The 21401-nt window shown below is 59.1% G+C and carries 20 protein-coding genes and 1 riboswitch; of the genes, 16 read left to right on the forward strand and 4 right to left on the reverse strand.

The annotated features are described in order from the left end of the window. The first annotated feature begins 219 nt into the window (after positions 1-219). Positions 220-2304, forward strand: coding sequence for an elongation factor G (locus tag MTP42_RS02700; protein WP_249257913.1), 2085 nt, complete (start codon positions 220-222; stop codon positions 2302-2304). Between the two features lie 193 nt (positions 2305-2497). Here MTP42_RS02700 and MTP42_RS02705 read toward each other — a convergent pair whose 3' ends face one another. From MTP42_RS02705 to MTP42_RS02715, 3 genes are read right to left on the reverse strand one after another with little or no spacing between them, the layout of a single operon-like run. Then, entirely contained in the window at positions 2498-3082 is a 585-nt protein-coding gene (locus MTP42_RS02705; RefSeq protein ID WP_249257914.1) for a flavin reductase family protein, read from the reverse strand. Then, the gene (locus tag MTP42_RS02710) at positions 3079-4056 is read right to left on the reverse strand and encodes a glycosyltransferase family 2 protein (protein WP_249257915.1); all 978 of its coding nucleotides are present in this window, start codon (positions 4054-4056) and stop codon (positions 3079-3081) included. Before MTP42_RS02710 ends, MTP42_RS02705 begins: the two co-directional genes overlap by 4 nt. Before the next feature lie 20 nt (positions 4057-4076). Further along, positions 4077-4757 carry a Crp/Fnr family transcriptional regulator gene (locus MTP42_RS02715; protein WP_097769964.1) on the reverse strand — a complete coding sequence of 227 codons (681 nt, stop codon included), beginning with the start codon at positions 4755-4757 and terminating at the stop codon, positions 4077-4079. A 178-nt stretch (positions 4758-4935) separates the two neighbouring features. On the opposite strand from MTP42_RS02715, the gene MTP42_RS02720 reads away from it, so the two are divergent. The 3 genes from MTP42_RS02720 (at position 4936) to MTP42_RS02730 (ending at position 7369) form a co-directional block, all read left to right on the forward strand. After that, a complete protein-coding gene (locus MTP42_RS02720) occupies positions 4936-5958 on the forward strand; it encodes an ABC transporter substrate-binding protein (RefSeq protein ID WP_249258294.1) in 1023 nt (340 codons plus the stop codon). Positions 5959-6021: 63 nt separating this feature from the next. Further along, a complete protein-coding gene (locus MTP42_RS02725; protein ID WP_249257916.1) occupies positions 6022-6798 on the forward strand; it encodes an ABC transporter permease in 777 nt (258 codons plus the stop codon). Further along, a complete protein-coding gene (locus MTP42_RS02730; RefSeq protein WP_249257917.1) occupies positions 6791-7369 on the forward strand; it encodes an ATP-binding cassette domain-containing protein in 579 nt (192 codons plus the stop codon). Before MTP42_RS02725 ends, MTP42_RS02730 begins: the two co-directional genes overlap by 8 nt. Before the next feature lie 448 nt (positions 7370-7817). Here MTP42_RS02730 and hemW read toward each other — a convergent pair whose 3' ends face one another. Further along, the gene (gene hemW / locus MTP42_RS02735; RefSeq protein WP_154277567.1) at positions 7818-8900 is read right to left on the reverse strand and encodes a radical SAM family heme chaperone HemW; all 1083 of its coding nucleotides are present in this window, start codon (positions 8898-8900) and stop codon (positions 7818-7820) included. Between the two features lie 113 nt (positions 8901-9013). On the opposite strand from hemW, the gene MTP42_RS02740 reads away from it, so the two are divergent. The 12 genes from MTP42_RS02740 (at position 9014) to MTP42_RS02795 (ending at position 21396) form a co-directional block, all read left to right on the forward strand. Then, positions 9014-9715, forward strand: a complete 702-nt coding sequence (locus MTP42_RS02740; RefSeq protein ID WP_227622645.1) for a Bax inhibitor-1/YccA family protein — start codon at positions 9014-9016, stop codon at positions 9713-9715. A gap of 145 nt (positions 9716-9860) precedes the next feature. Beyond that, positions 9861-10652, forward strand: coding sequence for a M23 family metallopeptidase (locus tag MTP42_RS02745; protein ID WP_097769959.1), 792 nt, complete (start codon positions 9861-9863; stop codon positions 10650-10652). Between the two features lie 135 nt (positions 10653-10787). Beyond that, positions 10788-12080 (forward strand): NAD(P)/FAD-dependent oxidoreductase, encoded by a 1293-nt coding sequence (locus tag MTP42_RS02750; RefSeq protein WP_249257918.1) that lies wholly within the window; start codon positions 10788-10790, stop codon positions 12078-12080. 70 nt (positions 12081-12150) lie between these two features. Next, positions 12151-12816: a (d)CMP kinase gene (cmk, locus tag MTP42_RS02755; RefSeq protein ID WP_005929308.1), complete on the forward strand. Its 666-nt coding sequence runs from the start codon at positions 12151-12153 to the stop codon at positions 12814-12816. Further along, positions 12817-13428 carry a lysophospholipid acyltransferase family protein gene (locus MTP42_RS02760; RefSeq protein ID WP_005929305.1) on the forward strand — a complete coding sequence of 204 codons (612 nt, stop codon included), beginning with the start codon at positions 12817-12819 and terminating at the stop codon, positions 13426-13428. It abuts the gene before it with no gap. Between the two features lie 134 nt (positions 13429-13562). Beyond that, positions 13563-15473 (forward strand): bifunctional 4-hydroxy-3-methylbut-2-enyl diphosphate reductase/30S ribosomal protein S1, encoded by a 1911-nt coding sequence (locus MTP42_RS02765; RefSeq protein ID WP_005929303.1) that lies wholly within the window; start codon positions 13563-13565, stop codon positions 15471-15473. Positions 15474-15654: 181 nt separating this feature from the next. Continuing rightward, on the forward strand, positions 15655-16272 hold the full coding sequence (locus tag MTP42_RS02770; RefSeq protein WP_249257919.1) for a GtrA family protein: 618 nt from the start codon (positions 15655-15657) through the stop codon (positions 16270-16272). A gap of 149 nt (positions 16273-16421) precedes the next feature. Further along, positions 16422-16559, forward strand: a complete 138-nt coding sequence (locus tag MTP42_RS02775) for a hypothetical protein (RefSeq protein WP_005929299.1) — start codon at positions 16422-16424, stop codon at positions 16557-16559. Positions 16560-16573: 14 nt separating this feature from the next. Next, positions 16574-17239 (forward strand): deoxyribose-phosphate aldolase, encoded by a 666-nt coding sequence (deoC, locus tag MTP42_RS02780; RefSeq protein ID WP_005929296.1) that lies wholly within the window; start codon positions 16574-16576, stop codon positions 17237-17239. Positions 17240-17375: 136 nt separating this feature from the next. Then, positions 17376-17474: riboswitch (SAM riboswitch) on the forward strand. 104 nt (positions 17475-17578) lie between these two features. Further along, positions 17579-18733 carry a methionine adenosyltransferase gene (gene metK, locus MTP42_RS02785; protein ID WP_097769956.1) on the forward strand — a complete coding sequence of 385 codons (1155 nt, stop codon included), beginning with the start codon at positions 17579-17581 and terminating at the stop codon, positions 18731-18733. 522 nt (positions 18734-19255) lie between these two features. Next, the gene (locus MTP42_RS02790; RefSeq protein WP_249257920.1) at positions 19256-20629 is read left to right on the forward strand and encodes an MATE family efflux transporter; all 1374 of its coding nucleotides are present in this window, start codon (positions 19256-19258) and stop codon (positions 20627-20629) included. A gap of 14 nt (positions 20630-20643) precedes the next feature. Next, positions 20644-21396, forward strand: a complete 753-nt coding sequence (locus tag MTP42_RS02795) for an exodeoxyribonuclease III (protein WP_035393287.1) — start codon at positions 20644-20646, stop codon at positions 21394-21396. Positions 21397-21401: the final 5 nt, after the last annotated feature.

Here is a 21401-nt window from a genome sequence, read left to right on the forward strand (position 1 = left end):
CATTGGGTCTATTGTACCATGCCAACCCACGTCCTGCAATCGATTTTGCGCGCATCCGGTCAAAATGCACAAAAGAACCCTGGGAAGTTTGGCGGGCAGATGAAAGAAAATTTCGGACAATCTATTTGAAAATCATTTGGAGTGTGGTATTATCTTTGTAAAATATGCCACAAAAACGGAGAGACTGCTCCGTGCGGCGGAAATGAGGGAAAAACCGATATGAAATACGCAAGCAACAACATCCGTAATATCTTGATTGCAGGCCATGCCGGCAGCGGCAAAACGACGCTGACTGAGGCACTGGTCTATTTTTCGGGCGCAGCAGAGCGTATGGGCCGTGTTGAGGACGGCACCACGATTTCGGACTTTGACCCTGAGGAAGCAAAGCGGAAGGCAAGTCTGTCGGCATCCGTGGTGCCGGTGGAGTACGAAGGCATCAAGTACAACCTGATCGATGCGCCGGGCCTGTTCGACTTTGAGGCAGGTGAGTATGAGGGCATCCGCGCTGCCGAGAGCGTGCTGGTGTGTGTTTCCGGCCGCAGCGGCGTGACCGTGGGCGCGGAGAAAGCCTTCCAGCTGGCCCGCAAGAACGGCAAGGCCACCATGGTGTTCATCTCCAAGTGCGACCTGGAAAATGCCAACTACTTCAAGATCCTGGAGGAGATGAAGATCAAGTTCGGCTCCACCGTCTGCCCCTGTGTTGTGCCCGCCAAGCTGGACGACGGTACCCCTGTCTACATCAACCTGTTCAGCCAGAAGGCCTTCAAGTATGAGAGCGGCAAGCAGATCCAGGTGGAGCTGCCCGATATCGGCCACCGCTTCCAGGGCCTGATCGAGGCCATGAGCGAGGCCATTGCCGAGACCGACGATGAGCTGATGGAGAAGTTCTTCGGCGGCGAGCCCTTTACGACCGAGGAGATCGTTGAGGGAATGCGCAAGGGCGTTAAGGACGGCCTGATCACCCCCGTGTTCTGCGGCAGCGCCGTCAACCAGCAGGCATTGGATATGCTGCTGTTCAATATGCACAAGCTCCTGCCCAGCCCGCAGCACGATGCCGCCATCCTGGCCGAGAATGCCAGCGGCGAGCCTGTGGAGCTGCACTGTGATGAGACCGAGCCCACCGCAGCCTATGTCTTTAAGACTGTGGCTGACCCGTTCGTGGGCAAGCTGAGCTACCTGCGTGTGATCAGCGGCAAGGTGACCGGCGGCGCTGCTCTGGTCAACGCCCGCACCGGCGAGACCGAGAAGATCGGCAAGCCCATGACCGTCATCGGCAAGAAGCAGGTCGAGACCGACGGCATCGGTGCCGGTGATATCGGCGCTGTGGCAAAGCTGGTCAGCGCAAAGACCGGCGATACCCTGTGCGATGCTTCCCGCGTGGTCAAGCTGCCTGCCGCTACCTTCCCGCTACCCAGCCTGTTCATGGCAGTCACCGTGGCCAAAAAGGGCGATGAGGGCAAGATCTCCAGCGCGCTGGCCCGCCTGATGGAAGAAGATCCGACCCTGAGCTACATCAATAATGCCGAGACCCACCAGCAGATCATTGGTGGCCTGGGTGAGCAGCATCTGGATGTGGTCAAGGCCAAGCTGAAGAATAAGTTCGGCGTGGAGATCGGTCTGGAAACTCCCCGCATTGCCTACCGTGAGTCCATCCGCAAGGCCTGCCAGAAGCAGGGCCGCCATAAGAAGCAGACCGGCGGCCACGGCCAGTTCGGCGATGTCGTCATCAACTTCGAGCCCTGTGACAGCGAGCAGGTCGTGTTTGAGGAAAAGGTGTTCGGTGGCAGCGTGCCCAAGAACTTCTTCCCGGCTGTAGAAAAGGGTGTCCGCCTTGCCGCCGAAAAGGGCGTGCTGGCCGGTTATCCTGTGGTCGGCCTGAAGGCTACCCTGCTGGATGGCAGCTACCACCCCGTGGACAGCTCCGAGATGGCCTTTATCATGGCTGCAAAGCTGGCCTATAAGGCTGCAATGCCCGAGGCAGGCCCCGTCATTCTGGAGCCCATCCATACCCTGAAGGCCCATGTCCCCAACGACAACACCGGCGATATCATGGGCGATGTGACCAAGCGCCGCGGCCGCGTGCTGGGCATGGAACCCGATGAGGATGGCATGCAGACCGTCATTGCCGAGGTCCCGCTGGCTGAGCTGAGCAACTTCACCACCTTTATCCGGCAGATCACCCAGGGCCGCGGCTGGTTCACCACCGAGTTTGCCCGCTACGAGATCCTGCCTGAGATGCTGGTGCCCGCCGTGGTGGAGCAGGCCAAGAAGCTGGGCAACCTGGATGAGGGCGCGGAGGATTAAAACACTCCGTCTCGCATCCGCTCGACAGCTCTCCTGATAGGAGAGTCAAGTTAAATTCCTATTGACATTTCCGGAGCCCTGCTGGCAATTCCCTCTGCCGGCGGGGCTTTTTGTTGTTGGGGGGAAGGGAACAAAACAGGAAAAGGCGGGGCATCAGCTTACTGCACTGATGCCCCGCCTTTTGCAGGTCAGATCATTTTTTCCGTTTTCCGGGTTTCTTTTTCCGCACGCTGTACCCGAAGGTGCCCAGCTTTTTGCCCAGGCTCAGGTACTCGCCGTGGCTGTACACGATCAGCTTTGCTTTGTCCAGGCAGAGCTTGCCGTTTTCATCCAGCAGGCTCTCATCCACATCGCAGGCCACGACTTCGGCCAGGAACAGGTCATGGCTGCCCAGCGGGATGACCTGCGTGACCCTGCATTCCAGATTGACCGGGCTCTCCTCCAGGATGGGGCAGTCGGTCAGAACGCTGCCCGGGGCGGCGTGGAGCTTGCAGGCGGCAAACTTGTCGTTGTCGCGGCCGCTCTTCACGCCGCACCAGTCCACCGCACGCACCAGCTGTTCAGTGGGCAGGTTGATGGCAAACTGTCTGCTCTCCTTGATGAGGTGGTGGCTGTACCGTTCGGGGCGGACACTGATGGATACCATGCTGGGCTGGGTGCAGATGGTGCCTGTCCAGCCGATGGTGATGAGGTTGGGCTGCTCCAGCCCACCGCAGGAGACCAGCACCGGCGGTTCCGGGTTCAGCAGGGTGCTGCCCCGCCAGCTCTGTTTGCTCATCCGTGATACTTCCTTTCATAGGGGGCCCAGGTGCGCTCCGAGATGATGTAGCGCGGGCGGGCCTTTGTTTCCATATAGATCTTGCCGATGTATTCGCCGATGACACCCAGGCAGACCAGCTGCACGCCGCCCACAAAGCAGACGATGCAGATGGTAGAGGCCCAGCCGGCCACCACGCTGCCCATGGCCGCCTGCACGATGGCCCAGATCACGCCGATGAAGCTGATGAGGCTGACCACGATGCCTGCCCCGGTGATGAGACGGATGGGCTTGTTGGAAAGGCTGGTGATGCCATCAAAGGCCAGCGCCAGCATTTTGCGCAGGGGATAGTGGCTCTCACCGGCCAGCCGCTCGTGCCGTTCGTAGAACACCTGCTCGCTCTTGAAGCCAACCAGCGGCACCATGCCGCGCAGGAAGATGTTGACCTCCTTGTAGTCGGCAAAGCTGTCCAGCACCCGGGCGCTGATGAGCCGGTAGTCGGCGTGGTTGAACACGATATCCGCGCCAAGGGCATTCATCAGGTGGTAGAAGCCCTCGGCAGTGAACCGCTTGAAGAAGGTGTCGGTGTCCCGGCGGCTGCGCACGCCGTAGACCACCTCGGCACCGTCCAGATATTTCTGCACCATCTCGTCCATGGCGTTGATGTCATCCTGACCATCGCAGTCAATGGAGATGGTGATGTCGCAGTTGTTGGCGCGGGCCTCCATCAGGCCCGCCAGCACGGCGTTCTGATGGCCCCGGTTCCGGCTCTGGGAAATGCCGATGAAATGCGCATCCTGCTTTGCAAAGCTGCAGATGAGCTCCCAGGTCTTATCGCGGGAGCCATCGTTGACGAACAGCACCCGGCTCTTGTCGCTGATCATGCCTTTTTCGGTGAGGCTGGTGATCTTTTGCAGGAACATCGGCGCTGTAATGGGCAGCACCTGCTCCTCATTGTAACAGGGGATCACGATCCAGAGAATTGGTTTAGACATAGTTATAAATCACTTTCTTTTTATAGAATCATCTGCCGCAGAGCTTCCGGCTCCAGCAGCTTGAAGCTGGAACGGTAGGTGTCCAGCAGGCCGTCCCGCTGCATCAGACTCAGCTCCCGGGAAAGGGCGCTGCGGTCGCAGTTGAGGTAATCGGCCAACTGGATGCGGGAGAAGGGGATGGTAAAGGTCATGCTGCCCTGCTGCTCGGCCTCGCTGAGCAGGTAGGCGCAGACCTTGGCCCGCAGGGTCTTCATCACCAGCAGGTCCACCCGGCGGGAGAGCAGGAAATATTTATCGCTGATGGTCCGCACCAGATTCTGCAGCAGGCGCTGGCGGGCAGCGGAGCCGTCCGGCTGGAGCAGCTTCTCGTAGGGGAAGAGCAGGACCTCGCAGGGGGCGGATGCCACCACCGTGACCGGGCTGTCCAGGCTGGAACCGCCCAGCACGTCACCAAACACGCCCCCCGGCCCCATGTGGGTGATGGGGATCCGTGCCCCGCCCGGTGCCGGGCGGTAGGCTTCAATGCTTCCGGTCAGCACAACGCCGACCCGGCGGCTGGGGGCCCCGGCCTGCACCAGCGCCTCGCCCCGGCCATAACTGCGGATGCAGGCCCCCAGCTCACTGAGCAGGGGGCGCAGTTCCCCGGCAGAGATCCCGGCAAAAAGAGAGGTGGATTGTAACAGCGGCAGATAGTTTTCCATGTCAGTTCCGTGAGGTTTTCCCCGGGCCCTCACCGCCCTTCTGCAATTCCGTTGCATGGGCAACGGTATTTTTAGCTCCATTATAGTAAACTTGAGCGCGTAAAGCAAATGATTTTGCAAAATTTGCAAATTTTGTTTCTGATTGGAACAACAAAGAGAGGAAGGAATCTGAACCATGATGAAAAAACTGACCTCCCTGCTGCTGTCGGCGGCGCTGATGATCAGCCTGCTGGCCTGCGGGGCTTTTGCCGCCAAAACAGAAAGAGGCGTGCGCATTGCGGGCCTGAAGGGCCCCACCACCATGGGCCTGGTCAACCTGCTGGATATGGAGCGCAGCGGCAAGGCCAGCCAGCACTACGACTTGCAGCTCTATGGTGCGGCGGACGAGATCGTGCCCAAGCTCATCAAAGGTGAGCTGGATATGGCCGCCATCCCTGCCAACCTGGCCGCGACCCTTTACCAGAAGACCAATGGCGGCATCCAGGTGATGGCCGTGAACACGCTGGGCGTGCTGTATGTGGTGGAAAAGGGCGACAGTGTCCACAGCTTTGCCGACCTGAAGGGCCGCACCATCCTGTCCACCGGCAAGGGCACCACGCCGGAGTATGTTCTGCGCTACCTGCTCACCAAGAATGGACTGGACCCCGATAAGGATGTGAAGATCGAGTATTACAGCGAGGCATCCGAGGTGACTGCCCAGATGGCCGCCTCCAAAAAGGATGCCATTGCCGTTCTGCCCCAGCCCTATGTGACCGCCGCCCAGCTGAAGGACAGCAGCCTGCGGGTGGTGCTGGATCTGACCAAGGAGTGGAACAAGGTCTGTGACACCCAGCTCATCACGGGTGTCACCGTTGTCCGCACCGAGTACGCCAAAGAGAACCCGGACATCGTGGCAAATTTCCTGCGGGATTACGAGAAGAGCATCAAGGCCGCCCAGACAGATGTTGCCGGCACGGCGGCTCTCTGCGAGGAGACCGGCGTGGTGGCCAAAAAGGCCATTGCCCAGAAGGCGCTGCCCCAGTGCAACATCGTTTACCGTGTGGGGGACGAGATGAAGGCCGATGTCAACGCCTACCTCAAGGTGCTGTATGATGCTTCCCACGCTGCAGTGGGCGGCAAGCTGCCGGATGCAAACTTCTACTACACCAAGGCCACGCCCGGCCAGGTGTTCTGGAAAAGCGTCCAGCGCAGTTTTCAGTAAACCGATAAAAAGGAGAGCCGTGCAGCCGCACGGCTCTTTTTGAGTGAGAACGGAGCAGGTAAAATGAAACAGAAAAAAAAGTGCCGCACAGGGCTGCTGGCAGCGGCGGTGTTCTGGCTGGCCGTCTGGCAGGCGGCGGCCATGGCCATCGGGCAGGAGGTCTTTCTGGTGTCGCCCATTCAGGCGGCGGGCACCCTGATGGAGCTGCTGCCGCAGGCCGATTTCTGGCAGCGGGTGGGGTTCAGCGCCGGGCATATCCTGCTGGGTTTTGCGCTGGGCGTGGTGGTCAGCGTTCTGCTGGCGGCTGCCGCCGAGCGTTGGACCTGGGTGGACACGCTGCTGGCCCCGGTCATCCAGCTGGTTAAGGCCACGCCGGTGGCTAGCTTCATCATTCTGGCGCTGGTGTGGGTCAGCGGGCGGTCGCTCTCCATCCTCATCAGCTTTCTGATGGTCCTGCCCGTGCTGTACAGTGCCGTGCGCACCGGCATCGAGAGCGCGGACGTGCAGCTGCTGGAAATGGCACAGGTGTTCCACCTGCCGCTGGCCCGGCGGGTCAAAGCCATCTGGCTGCCCGCCATTCTGCCGGCCTTCCGGCAGGGGTGCAGCGTGGCGCTGGGCATCTGCTGGAAGAGTGGTGTGGCCGCCGAGGTCATCGGCCTGCCCGATGGCAGCATCGGAGATGCCCTCTACCGGGCAAAGATCACACTCTCTACCGGGGAGCTGTTCGCCTGGACGTTTGTCATCATCCTGCTGAGCGCAGGCTTTGAAAAGCTGTTTCTGGCCCTGCTGGACAAGGCGGTGGCCCGCGTGTTGGGAGAGGATATGACGAAAAATGATTAACAAACTGGAAATTTGCGGATTAACAAAACGTTTTGGAGAAAAAACGCTCTTTGAGGATCTGGATCTTACCCTTGCGGAGCCTGCCGTTCTCTGGGCACCCAGCGGCTGGGGCAAGACCACCCTGCTCCGCATCCTGATGGGGCTGGAAGTACCGGATTCCGGCACGGTGCAGGGCGTGGGCCGGGTCGGTGCTGTCTTTCAGGAGGATCGGCTCTGCCCGCAGCTGACCGCCGTGCAGAACGTGGAACTGGTGCTCCCGGAGGGAAAAACACAATACAAAACGCAAATCGTGTCGGATTTTCAACGATTTGGATATGATGAGCAGGCGCTTGCCCTGCCTGCCCGGAAGCTTTCCGGCGGGCAGAAGCGACGTGCGGCCCTGCTCCGCGCCCTCTGGGCCGGGTGCGATACCCTGCTGCTGGACGAACCCTTCACCGGCATGGACCCGGAGACCATGAAAAAAGCCGCAATACTCCTGAAAGAGCGCCGCGGCGAACGGGCTGTTTTGTTGGCCACCCATGACCGGGAAGCCATCCGGGAGCTGGGGTGGAGGGTCATTGACCTGACGTAAGCGATTGTATTTTGTCAGAAAATATGATATCCTAAAAATACAGCTTTTAAGCTGTCATCAGGTGTTGCCTTAAACGTAGGCGGCTGAACGCTCCTTACCGAACCGCAAAGGTTTTACTTACTGGTAAACAGGCATCGGGAGGGCGGCTTTTTTGGGGCGCACAATCCCGACGCTTCGGCGAAAGGAGGAATGCGCATGACTTTGTCAGAAGTGCTGCTGCTGTTGACATTTGTTTCCAGCGTAGCATATGGTGTTTTTGACATCACATGGAAAATCAGCCATGACGACAAAAGATATAAAAACAAAAAAGACTGACCGCCATCTATGCTTCCCCAAGCAAATCGGTCAATCTTTTTTGATACGAGTAACGTAAGGAGCTAGCCGTTTGGAGGGCAGCACCTTTTGTAATTTCAGTATATACGTTTCAACGTAAATTGTCAAGCAAAAGTCACAGCAGCTCTGCCAGAATGCTGTTCTGCACAATGAGCCCGGCGGGGGTGAGGGCAAGGGTGCTGCCATCGAAGGTGGCATAGCCGGACTTCACACAGTTTTTCACAAAGGCGAGCTGGGCGGTGGAAAACTCCTTCCCGTAGCGGGCCTTATAGGCGGCAAGATCCAGCCCCTTGCGCAGCCGCAGCTGTAAAATGAGATAGTCCTCTGCGCCGCAGCCTCCGTCCATAACGGGGGCTGCTTTGTCATTCAGGAAGGCCTCGGTGTCGGCGGGGTAATAGAATCGTCTGCCACCCATGCAGGAGTGCGCCGCCGGGCCAAGGCCGAGGTAATCCCCACAGTCCCAGTAGATGAGGTTGTGCCTGCCCTCATAGCCGGGCTTTGCAAAGTTCGAGATCTCATACTGCCGGTATCCGTGGTGCTCCAGGTGCTCCACGGCGTAGAGGTAAAAGTCTGCTGCTTCGTCGGGGGAGGGCAGGCCCTCGGGCGGGTGCCTGCCAAAGGCGGAATCCGGTTCGATCTTTAAGAGGTAAGCGGAGATGTGCGTTGCCCCGCCCTCCGCAATGAGCTCCAGTGTCTCGTCAAACTCGGCTTGCGTATAATGGGGCAGGGCCAGCATGATGTCGCCGCTGATGTTGGTAAAGCCTGCCCGCCGTGCCGCCGCAAAAGCTGCCCGGGCCTGCCGGGCGGTGTGGGGGCGGCCCAGCGTTTTCAGCTGGCTGTCCCGGGCCGACTGTACCCCGAAGGAGATGCGGTTCACCCCAGCTTCCCGGAAACCGCACAGGGTCTGCTCGGTCACGGTCTCGGGGTTGGCCTCCAGCGTGATCTCCGCCCCGGGTGCCGGAGCTGCCGCCGCAATGAGCCGGGCGGCATCGGCAGGGGAGAGCAGGCTGGGGGTGCCGCCGCCAAAATAGATCGTGTCCGGGTGAAGAGGCGCTTCCGGCGCAAAGCGGGCAAGCTCCCGCAGAAGGGCATCCACATACTGGGTGGGCACACCGCGCTGGCCGGGGGCAGAATAGAAATCACAGTACCGGCATTTGGAAAAGCAGTAGGGAATATGCAGATAAAGTCCAAGAGACATACAATATCACAGCCTTTTTCACGAAACGTTCATTTCTATGCAGTATACTATAAAACGTAGACCGGAGCAAGGCAGAATGTCCGCCCCGGCAAAAAGACTGGAGGAGTTCCACAATGGATTACAGAAATTATGACCGCGGCTATGCGGAGCCCACGATGAGCGCATCGGACTATATGACCCGCACCTACCGCTGGATGGCCTGCGGCCTGCTCATCACCTTCGCCATGGCCTATCTCACTGCGACGACCTCGCTCATCTATCTGGTCGATTCGCTCTATCTTGTGCTGACCATTGCGGAGCTGGCGCTGGTGTTCGTGCTGAGCTCCCGGGTGCAGACCATGTCGGTGGGAGCTGCCCGCGCGACCTTTTTCGGTTATGCACTGCTCAACGGCATGGTGCTGAGCTACTATTTCCTTGTTTTCTCTGCAAGCACCCTGATCATGGCGCTGCTGGCAACGTCCCTCTACTTCGGGCTGATGGCTGTTTACGGCACCACCACCCATAAGGACCTGACCGGCTGGGGCCCCCGCCTGATGATGGCTCTGATTGCCATGATCATCACCGGCTTTGTGGGGATGCTGTTCGGCTTCGGCTTTGGCGGCTCGGTGCTCTACTGCGGCATCGGTCTGGTGGTGTTCATGCTGCTGACCGCTTACGATACCCAGAAGCTGCAGCAGATGTACAGCTACTACTCCGCTGATGCTGAGATGGCCGAAAAGGCTTCCATCTATGGCGCGCTGACCCTGTATCTGGACTTCATCAACATCTTCCTGTATGTTGTCCGCCTGATGGGCAACAACCGCCGCCGCAGCTGATCTGTGTATTTCAGCCCTCTCCGTCAAGGCCTCAGGCCTTGACGGAGAGGGTTTTCTTTTTATAAAATGTGTATAAACCCGGTTCCGGAATCGCATACTGCAATCAGAAAATCAAGCGAAACCATGACGGATTGGAGTAACGAACATGGAACAGATCAGGAAATTTCTGCGGGACAAAGGGTTTGCACTGGCACTGCTGGCCTGTCTGGTGGCGGCAGCGGCGGCGGGGGTCTGGGCGGTGCGCACCGTGCGCGACGAGCTGGACAAGAACCTTTCGGGCCTGAAGACACCGGACAGCACATCCACGGCCCCCGGCATCGATGAGGGGCTTTCCACCACCACGCCACAGGAGGACGAAACAACATGGGAATGGCCGACCGAACCCGCCGCAAACAGTGTAAGCAATGTGCCCAAGGCGGCCTCCTCGGCATCGCGGAGTGCATCTTCGGCCTCCTCTGTGCCGCAGGCTGGCTCTGGCTCGGTGCGCGAACCATCCGCGCTGCAAGGTGCATCCTCGCCTGCCAGCAGTTCGGCAGCGCCTGCTTCCACGCAGCCGGTCTCTGGCAGGGTGCTCAATGGATACAGCGGCGATGAGCTGGTCTACAACAAGACCCTGGGCGACTGGCGCACCCACAACGGCATCGACTATGCCTGCGCAAAGGATGCTGCCGTCCAGAGCCCCACGGCGGGCACGGTGGTGCTGGCCGGTTCCGATGGCAGCTGGGGCCCCACTGTGGCGATCAAGGACAGTGCGGGCCGTGTCTGGCGGCTCTGCGGCGTGGCCAGCCCGGCGGTGAAGGAGGGCGAGACGGTCAGTGCCGGGCAGACATTGGGCAAAGTGGGCAGCGTCAGCTGTGAATGCGCCGAGGAAAGCCATATCCACCTGGAAGTGAAACAGGACGACAGTTATCTTGACCCCGCAAAACTGATGCAGTGACCCCAAGCGGCAGACGCGACTGTCTGCCGCTTTTCTGTGCCTTTCCAAAGGAATGCAGATTGCAATTGCGGGCCGATTCTGGTATGATAAACTAGAACAAATTTCGACAGGCAGTGAATTGCGGGAGGAACCAGAATGGCAAAGGTGTTGATCGTGGGGGCCGGTGCGGCCGGGCTGATGGCGGCGGGGGCCGCTGTGCGGCAGGGGCATCAGGTAACGGTGCTGGAGCATACCGACAAGCCCGGTCAGAAGATCCTGGTCACGGGCAAGGGGCGCTGCAATGTGACCAACGACTGCACCGCGGAGGAGTTTCTGCACCATGTCCGCACCAATCCGCGCTTTCTGTTCTCCTCGCTGGGGGCGTTCCCGCCCGCCAGGACCATGGAGCTGTTTGAGAGCCTGGGCGTGGAGCTGAAGGTGGAGCGCGGCCGCCGGGTGTTCCCGGTGTCCGACAAAGCCGAAGAGATCCGGCAGGCACTGCTCTGCTACGCACAGGACGCGGAGATCGTCTATGACGGGGCAAAAAAGCTGCTTCTGGAAGAGCTGCCCCCGGAGCCGGAAGCCGCCCCTGCCGTGCCGGAAAATCCGCGCCATCCCAAAAAGAAAAAAGCCGGGCCTGCCCTGCGCTGTGTCGGTGTGCGGGGGACTTCCGGGAAAGAATACCGGGCCGATGCCGTGCTGGTGGCCACCGGCGGTGTGAGCTACCCCACCACCGGCTCCACCGGTGACGGTTACCGGCTGGCCCAGCAGGCCGGGCACACCCTTGTGGAGCCGGTGCCCAGTCTGGTCAGTCTGGTCAGCCATGACCCGGACTGCAAAAAGATGATGGGGCTTGCCCTGAAAAATGTGACCCTGACCCTTTTTGAGGACGGCAAGGACATCTTTGAGGAGCAGGGCGAGATGCTGTTCACCCACTTTGGCATCAGCGGCCCGCTGACCCTGAGCGCGTCCAGCCATCTGGGCGACATGAAAAAACATAAGTACCACGCCGAGATCGACCTGAAGCCCGCCCTGAGCGAGGAGCAGCTCTATGACCGCATCACCCGGGATTTTGCCCTGCTGGCCAACCATGCCGCCCAGGGGGCGCTGGTCAAGCTGCTGCCTGCCAGTATGCAGCCGGTCATGGTGGCACGCTGGGGCATTGACCCTGCCACAAAGGCCAACCAGATCACCCGGGAGCAGAAGCGGGAGCTGGTGCGCCTGATGAAGCACTGGAACGTGCCCATCGATGCCCGGGGCGACCTGGCCCATGCGGTCATCACTTCCGGCGGCGTGTCCGTGCGGGAGGTGGACCCCAGGACCATGCAGAGCAAGAAGGCGCTGGGCCTTTACTTTGCAGGTGAGGTGTTGGATGTGGATGCCTATACCGGCGGCTACAACCTGCAGATCGCTTTCTGTACGGCGCAGAGCTTTGCAAATCACCTCTGAGAGGTTGGACAGAGCAGAGCTTGACCGATGATAAAATACTTATTATATAAATATAAAAGGAGAATCCTAAATGGTTTCAGTTGCAATCGACGGCCCTGCGGGGGCAGGCAAATCCACCCTGGCGCGGCGGCTGGCCGCAGAGATGGGCTACATCTATGTGGATACCGGTGCCATGTTCCGCACCATCGGCCTGTATGCCCTGCGCAAGGGCGTGGACCCGAAGGACAATGCGGCGGTCAACACTCTGCTGCCGGAGATCGGCCTGCGGGTGGACTGCATTGACGGGGAGCAGCATATCTATCTGAACGGTGAGGACGTGAGCACCGCCATCCGCACGGAGGAGGCCGGCATGGCCGCCTCTGCCGTGGGTGCCAATCCGGAAGTCCGCGCCTTCCTGCTGGAGCTGCAGCGCGGCATGACCAAGACCCAGAACGTCCTGATGGATGGCCGGGATATCGGCACTGTGGTGCTGCCGGATGCTACTGTCAAGATCTTCCTGACCGCCGCCCCCGAAGCCCGGGCCAGACGGCGCTGGCTGGAATACCAGCAGAAGGGCATGGAGGTCGCCTTTGAGGATGTGCTGGCTGATGTGAAGCAGCGGGACTATCAGGACACCCACCGTGCCGCCGCCCCCCTGAAGCAGGCCGAGGATGCGGTGCTGCTGGATACCTCTGACCTCAACTTTGAGCAGAGCCTTGCGGCGATGAAAAAGATTATTGCAGAAAAGGTTAATTAAATGGTACTATATTACATACTGCTGCCGCTGGCCTGGCTGGTGTTCCACATCGGCTTCCGGGTCCATACCGTTGGCCGCGAGAACCTGCGCAAGGTGCAGACCAAAGGCTGCATCATTGCCCCCAACCACGTTTCAGCCATTGACCCGGTGTTCATCGTCATCAGCCGGTTCTGGGGCAGGCGGATGCTCGTTTTTGCCAAAAAGGAGCTGTTTGAGATCAACGCCCTGCTCACCTGGTTCTTCCGCTGCTGCGGCGCGCTCTGCGTGCGCGGCACCAAGGAGGAGCTGGAGATCATTGACCGGACCGTGGAGGCCTGCCGGGCGGGGGAGACCCTGCTCATCTTCCCGGAGGGCACCCGCGAAAAAGAGGGCAGGCTCCTGCCGCCCAAGAGCGGCCTGTTCGTCATTGCGGCGCAGGCCGGGGTGGATGTGGTGCCGGTGCGCATCCGCTACGATACGCCGGACGGGAAGATGCGGCTGTTCTGCCGGGTGAACGTCATCTACGGCGAGCCGATGCCCGCCGCCCAGTTCGCCATGGAGAGCCGCCGGGATATGAAGGTGCTCCGGGCCAATAAGCAGGCACTGCTGGATGCCTGGGAACAGCTGAAGTGAGAACCTCTCCGTCACCTTCGGTGACACCTCCCCTGGTAGGGAGGGCAAGAAAACAACAGCGTAAACTTGACTCCCCTATTAGGGGAGCTGCCGAGCGAATGCGAGGCTGAGAGGTTTAGAGAAGGAGAAACGCTATGGAAATTCGTCTTGCCAAAACCGCTGGCTTCTGCTTTGGCGTGAACCGCGCGGTGGAGCTGACCTACAATCTGCTGAACGAGGGTCATAAGGTGGCAACGCTGGGCCCGCTGATCCATAACCCGCAGGCGGTGGCCGATATGGAAAGGCGCGGTGCGCTGGTGGCTGATACCGTGGACGATATCCCCACCGGGTACGAGGTCATCATCCGCAGCCACGGCGTGCCCCGCACCATCTATGATACTTTGGAGCAGCGCGGCCTTGTTTACCACGATGCCACCTGCCCCTTTGTGAAGAAGATCCAGAGCATTGCCGCCCGGGCCGAGGCCGAGGGCGCGGTGCTTCTGGTGGCCGGTGATGCTGCCCACCCCGAGGTGCAGGGTATCGTGGGCCATACCCGGGGAGAGGTATTTGTGTTCAGCGATCTGGACGAGCTGAAGGCCTGGAAAGGCCCTTCTGACCCCCAAAAGCCCATTTTTGCGGTTGCACAGACCACATTTCAGGTAACAAAATGGCAAGAAAGTTCGGAGTTTCTCAAAAAAGCCTATACAAACGCCCGAATTTTTGATACAATATGTAATGCGACGTGGGCGAGGCAACAGGAAGCGGAAGACCTCAGCCAACAATGCGACATCATTGTTGTCATTGGCGGTCATCATTCTTCCAATACCCAAAAGCTGGTACAGGTCGCCGCAAAGCATACGAAAGCCGTGACGGTCGAGACAGCGAGCGAACTTCGGCCGGAATGGTTTGCAGATGTAAAAACGGCGGGCGTAACAGCAGGGGCTTCAACGCCATCGTCTATTATTGAGGAGGTACTTAACAGTATGAGCGCAGAAATCAATGACAGCATGAGCTTCGAGGAGATGCTGAACGCATCCGAGGAGAAGCGTGTTCATGCAGGCAGTATTGTGAAAGGAATCGTGACCAGCATCTCTGCCAACGAGATCCAGGTGGATATCGGAGCCAAGCAGACCGGCTTTGTCAAGCTGAGCGAGCTGACCGATGATTCCTCCGCCAAGGTCGAAGACCTGGTGAAGGTTGGCGATGAGCTGGACCTCATCGTCGAGAAGGTTATGGACCAGGACGGCGTTATCCAGCTCTCCCGCAAGAAGCTCGCATCTCGCAAGGGCATGGAAGAGATCGCCAAGGCTGCTGAATCCGGCGAGGTCGTCGAGGGCGATGTCACCGAGTTCAACAAGGGCGGCGTTGTCGTCAACGTCAAGGGTGTTAAGGTGTTCGTTCCCCGTTCTCAGGCCACGATGCGCCGTGACGAGGACTACACTGCTCTGGTTGGCCAGCATGTCCAGCTGGTCGTTACCGAGTGCTCCGGCCGCAAGATCGTCGGCAGCATCAACAAGGTCACCGCTGAGCAGAACAAGGCAAAGCGTGAGGAGTTCTGGGCAAATGTCGAGGTGGGCAAGACCTACACCGGCGTTGTCAAGAGCCTGACCTCTTACGGTGCATTCGTCGATATCGGCGGTGTGGACGGCCTGTGCCACATCAGCGAGCTGAGCTGGAACCGCATCAAGCATCCCTCCGAGGTTGTCTCCGTTGGTGACACCATCGAAGTGTATGTGAAGGACATCGACACCGAGAACCACAAGGTTTCTCTGGGCTACAAGAAGGCTGAGGACAACCCCTGGGAGCAGCTGAAGAACAACTACCCCATCGGCAGCACCTTCCATGCTCCGGTCGTGTCCCTGACCAAGTTCGGCGCATTCGTCCGCATCCTGCCGGGTGTTGACGGTCTGGTCCACATCAGCGAGATCAGCAATGACCGCGTTGAGAAGGTCTCCGACGCACTGAAGGTCGGCGATATGGTCGATGTGAAGCTGCTGGATGTTGACTTCGACAAGAAGCGCATCAGCCTGTCCATGAAGGCTCTGCTGAACGACGACGCTGAGTAATCAGTCCGTGGTTCGCTGAGTTTCAGACACAATGCGACTGCAGCCCCGTTGCCGGGTAACGGCGGCGGGGCTGTTTTTGTTAAACCTCTCAGTCAAAGCCTTGCGGCTTTGCCAGCTCCCCTAATAGGGGAGCCCTTGGCAAAACCGGGAACTTTGAACTGAATGAGGAAGGTTTGACGGTATGATTAACTGGTTAAAGAAGCACTGGGAGGTCATCTCCTACCTGATCTTCGGCGTGCTGACCACCCTGCTGAACATCCTGCTGTATGCCCTGTTCAACAGGCTGTTCGGCTACACCGCCGCCAACAGCTGGGGCAATGTGCTGGATAACATCCTCTGTATCCTGTTCGCCTATGCCACCAACCGGGCGTTCGTCTTCCGCAGCAAGACCAGAGGCAGGGCGATGGCAAAGGAGTTTGGTGCATTTGTCACCTGCCGCCTGGGCACAATGCTGCTGGACACTGCAATTATGCTGGTGCTGGGCAATTTGCTGGCGGCCCAGGGCGCAGCGCTGATGGACGAGCTGATGCAGGGGGTGCTGAGCGTGGTGGCCCACTGGCTTGGCCCGGATACGGCCATACAGATGGCAGCCTCCTATGCAGGCACACCGGCGGGGGTCACGGATGGCTCTGCCGCTATTGCCGTCATCGGCGGTGCAGACGGCCCCACGGCAATCTTCGTTACCAGCCGCTACAATGCGCAGGCACTGTGGGGTCTTGCCGTGAAGGTCTTTTCCAATGTACTGGTGATCGTGCTGAACTATGTGTTCAGCAAGCTGATCATCTTTAAGAAGAAGTAACTCCCTCTGTCTGCACCTACGGTGCAGCCACCTCCCTCTGGGAGGGAGGCATTGCCTTGCATTTGCCGACAAGGCTCCCTCTCAGAGGGAGCTGTCACCGAAGGTGACTGAGGGAGTTTTAAGTAACAAAACAATGGAGGTACGGTATTATGAAACGTGGTCTGAAAGGTTTTGCATTCCTGGTTTCCGGTCTTGTTCTGGGCATCATTGGTGCCACCGCATCCGTAACGGCAATTGCCCTGAGCGCTGTGGGTATGGCAAAGGTCCGCCGTGCCAGCAAGAATTGATGGAGGAAAATAATATGACCCGTGAAGAAATCCTCTCCCATGTCGATCATACCCTGCTGAAGCCTGAGGCCACCTGGCCCCAGATCCAGACTATCTGTGATGAGGCCATTGCCAACCACACCGCATCCGTCTGCATCAACACCTGCTATGTAAAGCAGGCGGTCGAGTATATGGCGGGCCGCATCCCGGTGTGCTGCGTGGTGGGTTTCCCTCTGGGTGCCATGGATACCGCCAGCAAGGCCTTTGAGGCCAAGACTGCCATTGAGAACGGCGCTGCCGAGGTGGACATGGTCATCAACATCGGCCGCCTGAAGAACAAGGAATACGATGCAGTCCGCGAGGATATCCGTGCCGTGAAGCAGGCCGTGGGCGACAAGGTGCTCAAGGTCATCATTGAGACCTGCCTGCTGACCGACGAGGAAAAGGAAAAGATGTGCGACATCGTCTGCGAGGCAGGCGCTGACTACATCAAGACCAGCACCGGCTTCTCCACCGCAGGCGCTACCTTCCACGATGTGGAGCTGATGGTCAAGGGCGTGCATGGCCGCTGCAAGGTCAAGGCTGCCGGCGGCATCTCCACCGTGGAGGATATGGAAAAGTTCCTCGCTCTGGGCGCAGACCGTCTGGGCACCTCCCGTGCGGTCAAGCTGCTGAACGGCGAACAGGCTAAGGGTTACTAAGAGAGCTTCGGGAAACTCCCGGTACTTCTAGGGGAAATCCTAATCAATTTCGTTGAGATGTCTAAAAAGAGTGATACTCTTCTTGACAATCTGACGAAGAGATGATAAGATATCTCTCGGAAAACAACTGAATACCGACTTATCAAGAGCGGCTGAGGGGACAGGCCCTGTGAAGCCCGACAACCTGTGCGAAAGCATAAGGTGCCAAATCCTGCGGGAAACCGAAAGATAAGAGTGCAAACGCTCAGAGCTTCGGTTCTGAGCGTTTTTGTTTGCGCAAACTTGATGGACGTGTATGAAGCTGTGCAAGATTCACCACACACATGGAGGACAAAATTTATGGCAAGACACCTGTTTACTTCTGAGTCCGTCACCGAGGGACATCCTGACAAGATCTGCGACCAGATCTCCGATGCCATCCTGGACGAGATCCTGACCCACGATCCCGATGCCCGCGTGGCCTGCGAGACCTGCGCTTCCACCGGTCTGGTTCACATTATGGGCGAGATCACCACCAACTGCTATGTCGATTTCCAGAAGATCGTCCGCGAGGTCATCTCTGACATCGGTTACACCCGTGCAAAGTACGGCTTTGACGCTGACACCTGCGCTGTTATCTCCAACATCGACGGCCAGAGCCCCGATATCGCACTGGGCACCAACGACCAGGTCGGCGGTGCCGGTGACCAGGGCATGATGTTCGGCTATGCCTGCGATGAGACCCCTGAGCTGATGCCTATGCCCATCAGCCTGGCCCACAAGCTGGCCAAGAAGCTGACCGAGGTGCGCAAGAGCGGCGAACTGGATTACCTGCGCCCGGATGGCAAGAGCCAGGTCACCGTGGAGTACGACGAGAACAACAAGCCCATCCGCGTGGATGCAGTCGTCATCTCCAGCCAGCACAGTGAGAACGTGACCATGGAGCAGCTCCGGGCCGATATCATGGAGAAGGTCATCAAGGCCACCATCCCTGCCGAGCTGTTGGATGAGAACACCAAGTACTACATCAACCCCACCGGCCGCTTTGTTGTGGGCGGCCCGCAGGGTGACAGCGGCCTGACCGGCCGCAAGATCATCGTTGACACCTACGGCGGCTACGCCCGCCACGGCGGCGGCGCATTCTCCGGCAAGGATCCCAGCAAGGTGGACCGCAGTGCCGCTTACGCGACCCGCTGGGTTGCCAAGAACATCGTGGCTGCCGGTCTGGCTAAGCAGTGTGAGGTGCAGGTGGCCTACGCCATCGGCGTGGCAAAGCCTGTGTCCATCATGGTGGATACCTTTGGCACCGGCACCGTGGCCGATGAGAAGATCGAGCAGGCAGTGGAGAAGGTCTTTGACCTGACCCCCGCCGCCATCATCCGTGACCTCGGCCTGCGGAAGCCCATCTACCGCAAGCTGGCCGCCTACGGCCACATGGGCCGCGAGGATCTGGGCGTGAAGTGGGAGAACACCGACCGCGTGGATGAGCTCAAGGCCGCTGTTGCAGCGCTGTAAAACTGAAACGCAAAGCGCCCTGTACCGTGAAAGGTGCAGGGCGCTTTGCTATGGTTGGCGGCAGACAAACAAAAAACGCTCCCCCGTGCAGGTGGGGAAGCGTTTTTTGTTTGTCCTTTTCAGGACAGGGTAAATGATAAGAAGGTAAATGAAGAAAATAGCATAATAATAGAAGGATGAACAACAGGAGTGCCGGAAAGGAAAGCGCGTCGTTTTGCTTTGTATCCAACTGACGCTCCTGTTGGATACAAGATAACACTTTTCACAGAAAAATACAAGAGCTTTTTTGAAAAAAGTTCTTTTGTTCGAGCAAAAAATGTAATTTTGTCACAACGCACAAAAACGGGGGAGATGTGTTTGGCAAAGTGATGAAACAAGCACGGGCCGGGGCAGAGGTTCGGAATTGCAGAAGCTGATTCTTTACAACGGGATGCGGCTGTGTTATGATGGATACATCTATGAGAAAAGAACGCTCTGCGGCCCGGAAGGGCAGAAAAGGTGTGTGAAGAAGTGAGGAATAGAATGGAACATACGATCGCACAAAACAAGGCTCCGTGCTTTGGCGGGCGGGCCCCGCTGTTCAGCCAGCGTGACCTGCTCAGGCTGGTGGGGCCGCTGCTGGTGGAGCAGCTGCTGGCCGTGACGGTGGGCATGGCCGATACCATGATGGTCTCCCGCTGCGGCGAAGCCGCCATCTCGGGTGTCAGCCTGGTGGATATGATCAACAACCTCATCATCGTGCTGTTTGCGGCGCTGGCCACCGGCGGCGCGGTGGTGGTCAGCCAGTATCTGGGTGCAAAGGAGCAGAAGCACGCTAACGCAAGCTCGGGTCAGCTGATCCTGCTCAGCGCTCTGCTGGGCGTGGGTGTGGGGGTGTTCTGCTTTGTGCTGGCCCGTCCCATGATCCGGCTGTGCTATGGCAGCATCGATGCCGATGTGCTGGAGGCCGGTGTGCTCTACCTGCGCATCACGGCGGTCAGCTACCCGTTCCTGGCCATGTACAATGCCGGTGCGGCACTCTTCCGCAGCATGGGCAACTCCAAAATCTCCATGCAGATCAGCATCCTGATGAACGTCATCAACATCGTGGGCAATGCGGTCTGCATCTTTGTGCTGGGTATGGGCGTGGACGGCGTTGCCTGGCCCAGCGTCCTCTCCCGTGCCGTGGCAGCGGTGCTCATCCTGAACCGTTGCTACCAGAAGGGCCACATGCTCACCGTGCCCAAAACGTTCCGGCTGGATGGCCGGATGGCAAAGCGCATCCTGGGCATCGGCATCCCGTCTGCCTTTGAGAACAGCCTGTTCCAGGCGGGCCGCATTCTGGTGGTGAGCATGATCTCCACCTTCGGCACCGTGCAGATCGCCGCCAATGCCGTGGCAAACAATCTGGACGGCATGGGCTGCATCCCGGGGCAGGCCATTGGTCTGGCCATGATCACGGTGGTGGGCCGCTGCGTTGGCGCAGGGGACAATGAGCAGACCGTTTTCTACACCCGCAAGCTGCTGCTCTGGGCCTACATCTCTATGGGGATCTTCAACGGCGGCATCCTGCTCTTCCTCAAGCCGCTGGTGGGCATCTACGCCCTCTCCGGCGAGACCATGGCGTTGGCCATCCTGCTGGTGCAGATCCACGCAGGCAGCGGCCTGTTCCTGTGGCCGGCCTCCTTTGTTCTGCCCAACGCCCTGCGCGCGGCCAACGATGTGAAATTTACCATGGTGGTCTCTGTGCTCAGCATGGCCATCTGGCGGCTGGGATTCAGCTACCTGCTCTGTGTCAGGATGGGCTGGGGCGCTGTGGGTGTCTGGATCGCCATGGTCATTGACTGGGTCTGCCGTGTCATCTGCTTTGTGGCGCGCATGAAGAGCGGCGCATGGAAAACAAAATATCAGGCATAAGAAAGGAACAGGATATGAAACTGATCAGCTGGAACGTCAACGGCCTGCGGGCCTGCCTGACCCACGATTTTGCCGCAAGCTTTGCGGCGCTGGATGCCGACATCTTCTCGGTGCAGGAGACCAAGATGCAGCCGGGGCAGGCTGATTTTGCCCCCGAGGGCTACACCGAGTACACCTACTCTGCCGAGAAAAAGGGCTACTCCGGCACGGCCTGCTGGTGCAAAACGGCCCCGCTGGCCGTGACCACCGGCATCGGCAGGGAGGAGCACGACCACGAGGGCCGGGTGCTGACGCTGGAATATCCCGGCTTCTATCTGGTCAACTGCTACACGCCCAACAGTCAGGACGGCCTGAAGCGGCTGGACTACCGCATGACCTGGGAGGATGCGTTCCGGGCCTACCTGCTGGAGCTGGACGCAAAAAAGCCGGTCATCCTCTGCGGTGACCTGAACGTAGCCCACACCGAGATCGACATCAAGAATGCGAAGACCAACCGGATGAGCGCGGGCTTCACTGACCAGGAGCGGGCCAAGATGACCGAGCTGCTGGCGGCGGGCTTTACCGACACCTTCCGCGCGGTTCACCCGGACGAGGTGAAGTACAGCTGGTGGAGCTACCGCTTCCACGCCCGGGAAAAGAACGCGGGCTGGCGCATTGATTATTTCATCGTTTCAAACCGCATCGCCGACAAGGTGACCGCTGCCGAGATCCACAACGAGGTGTTTGGCTCCGACCACTGCCCGGTGGAGCTGGTCATCGACCTGTAAGCCGT

Origin of the sequence: Faecalibacterium sp. I2-3-92, from assembly GCF_023347315.1 — a bacterium.
Taxonomy (GTDB): Bacteria; Bacillota; Clostridia; order Oscillospirales; family Ruminococcaceae; genus Faecalibacterium; species Faecalibacterium duncaniae.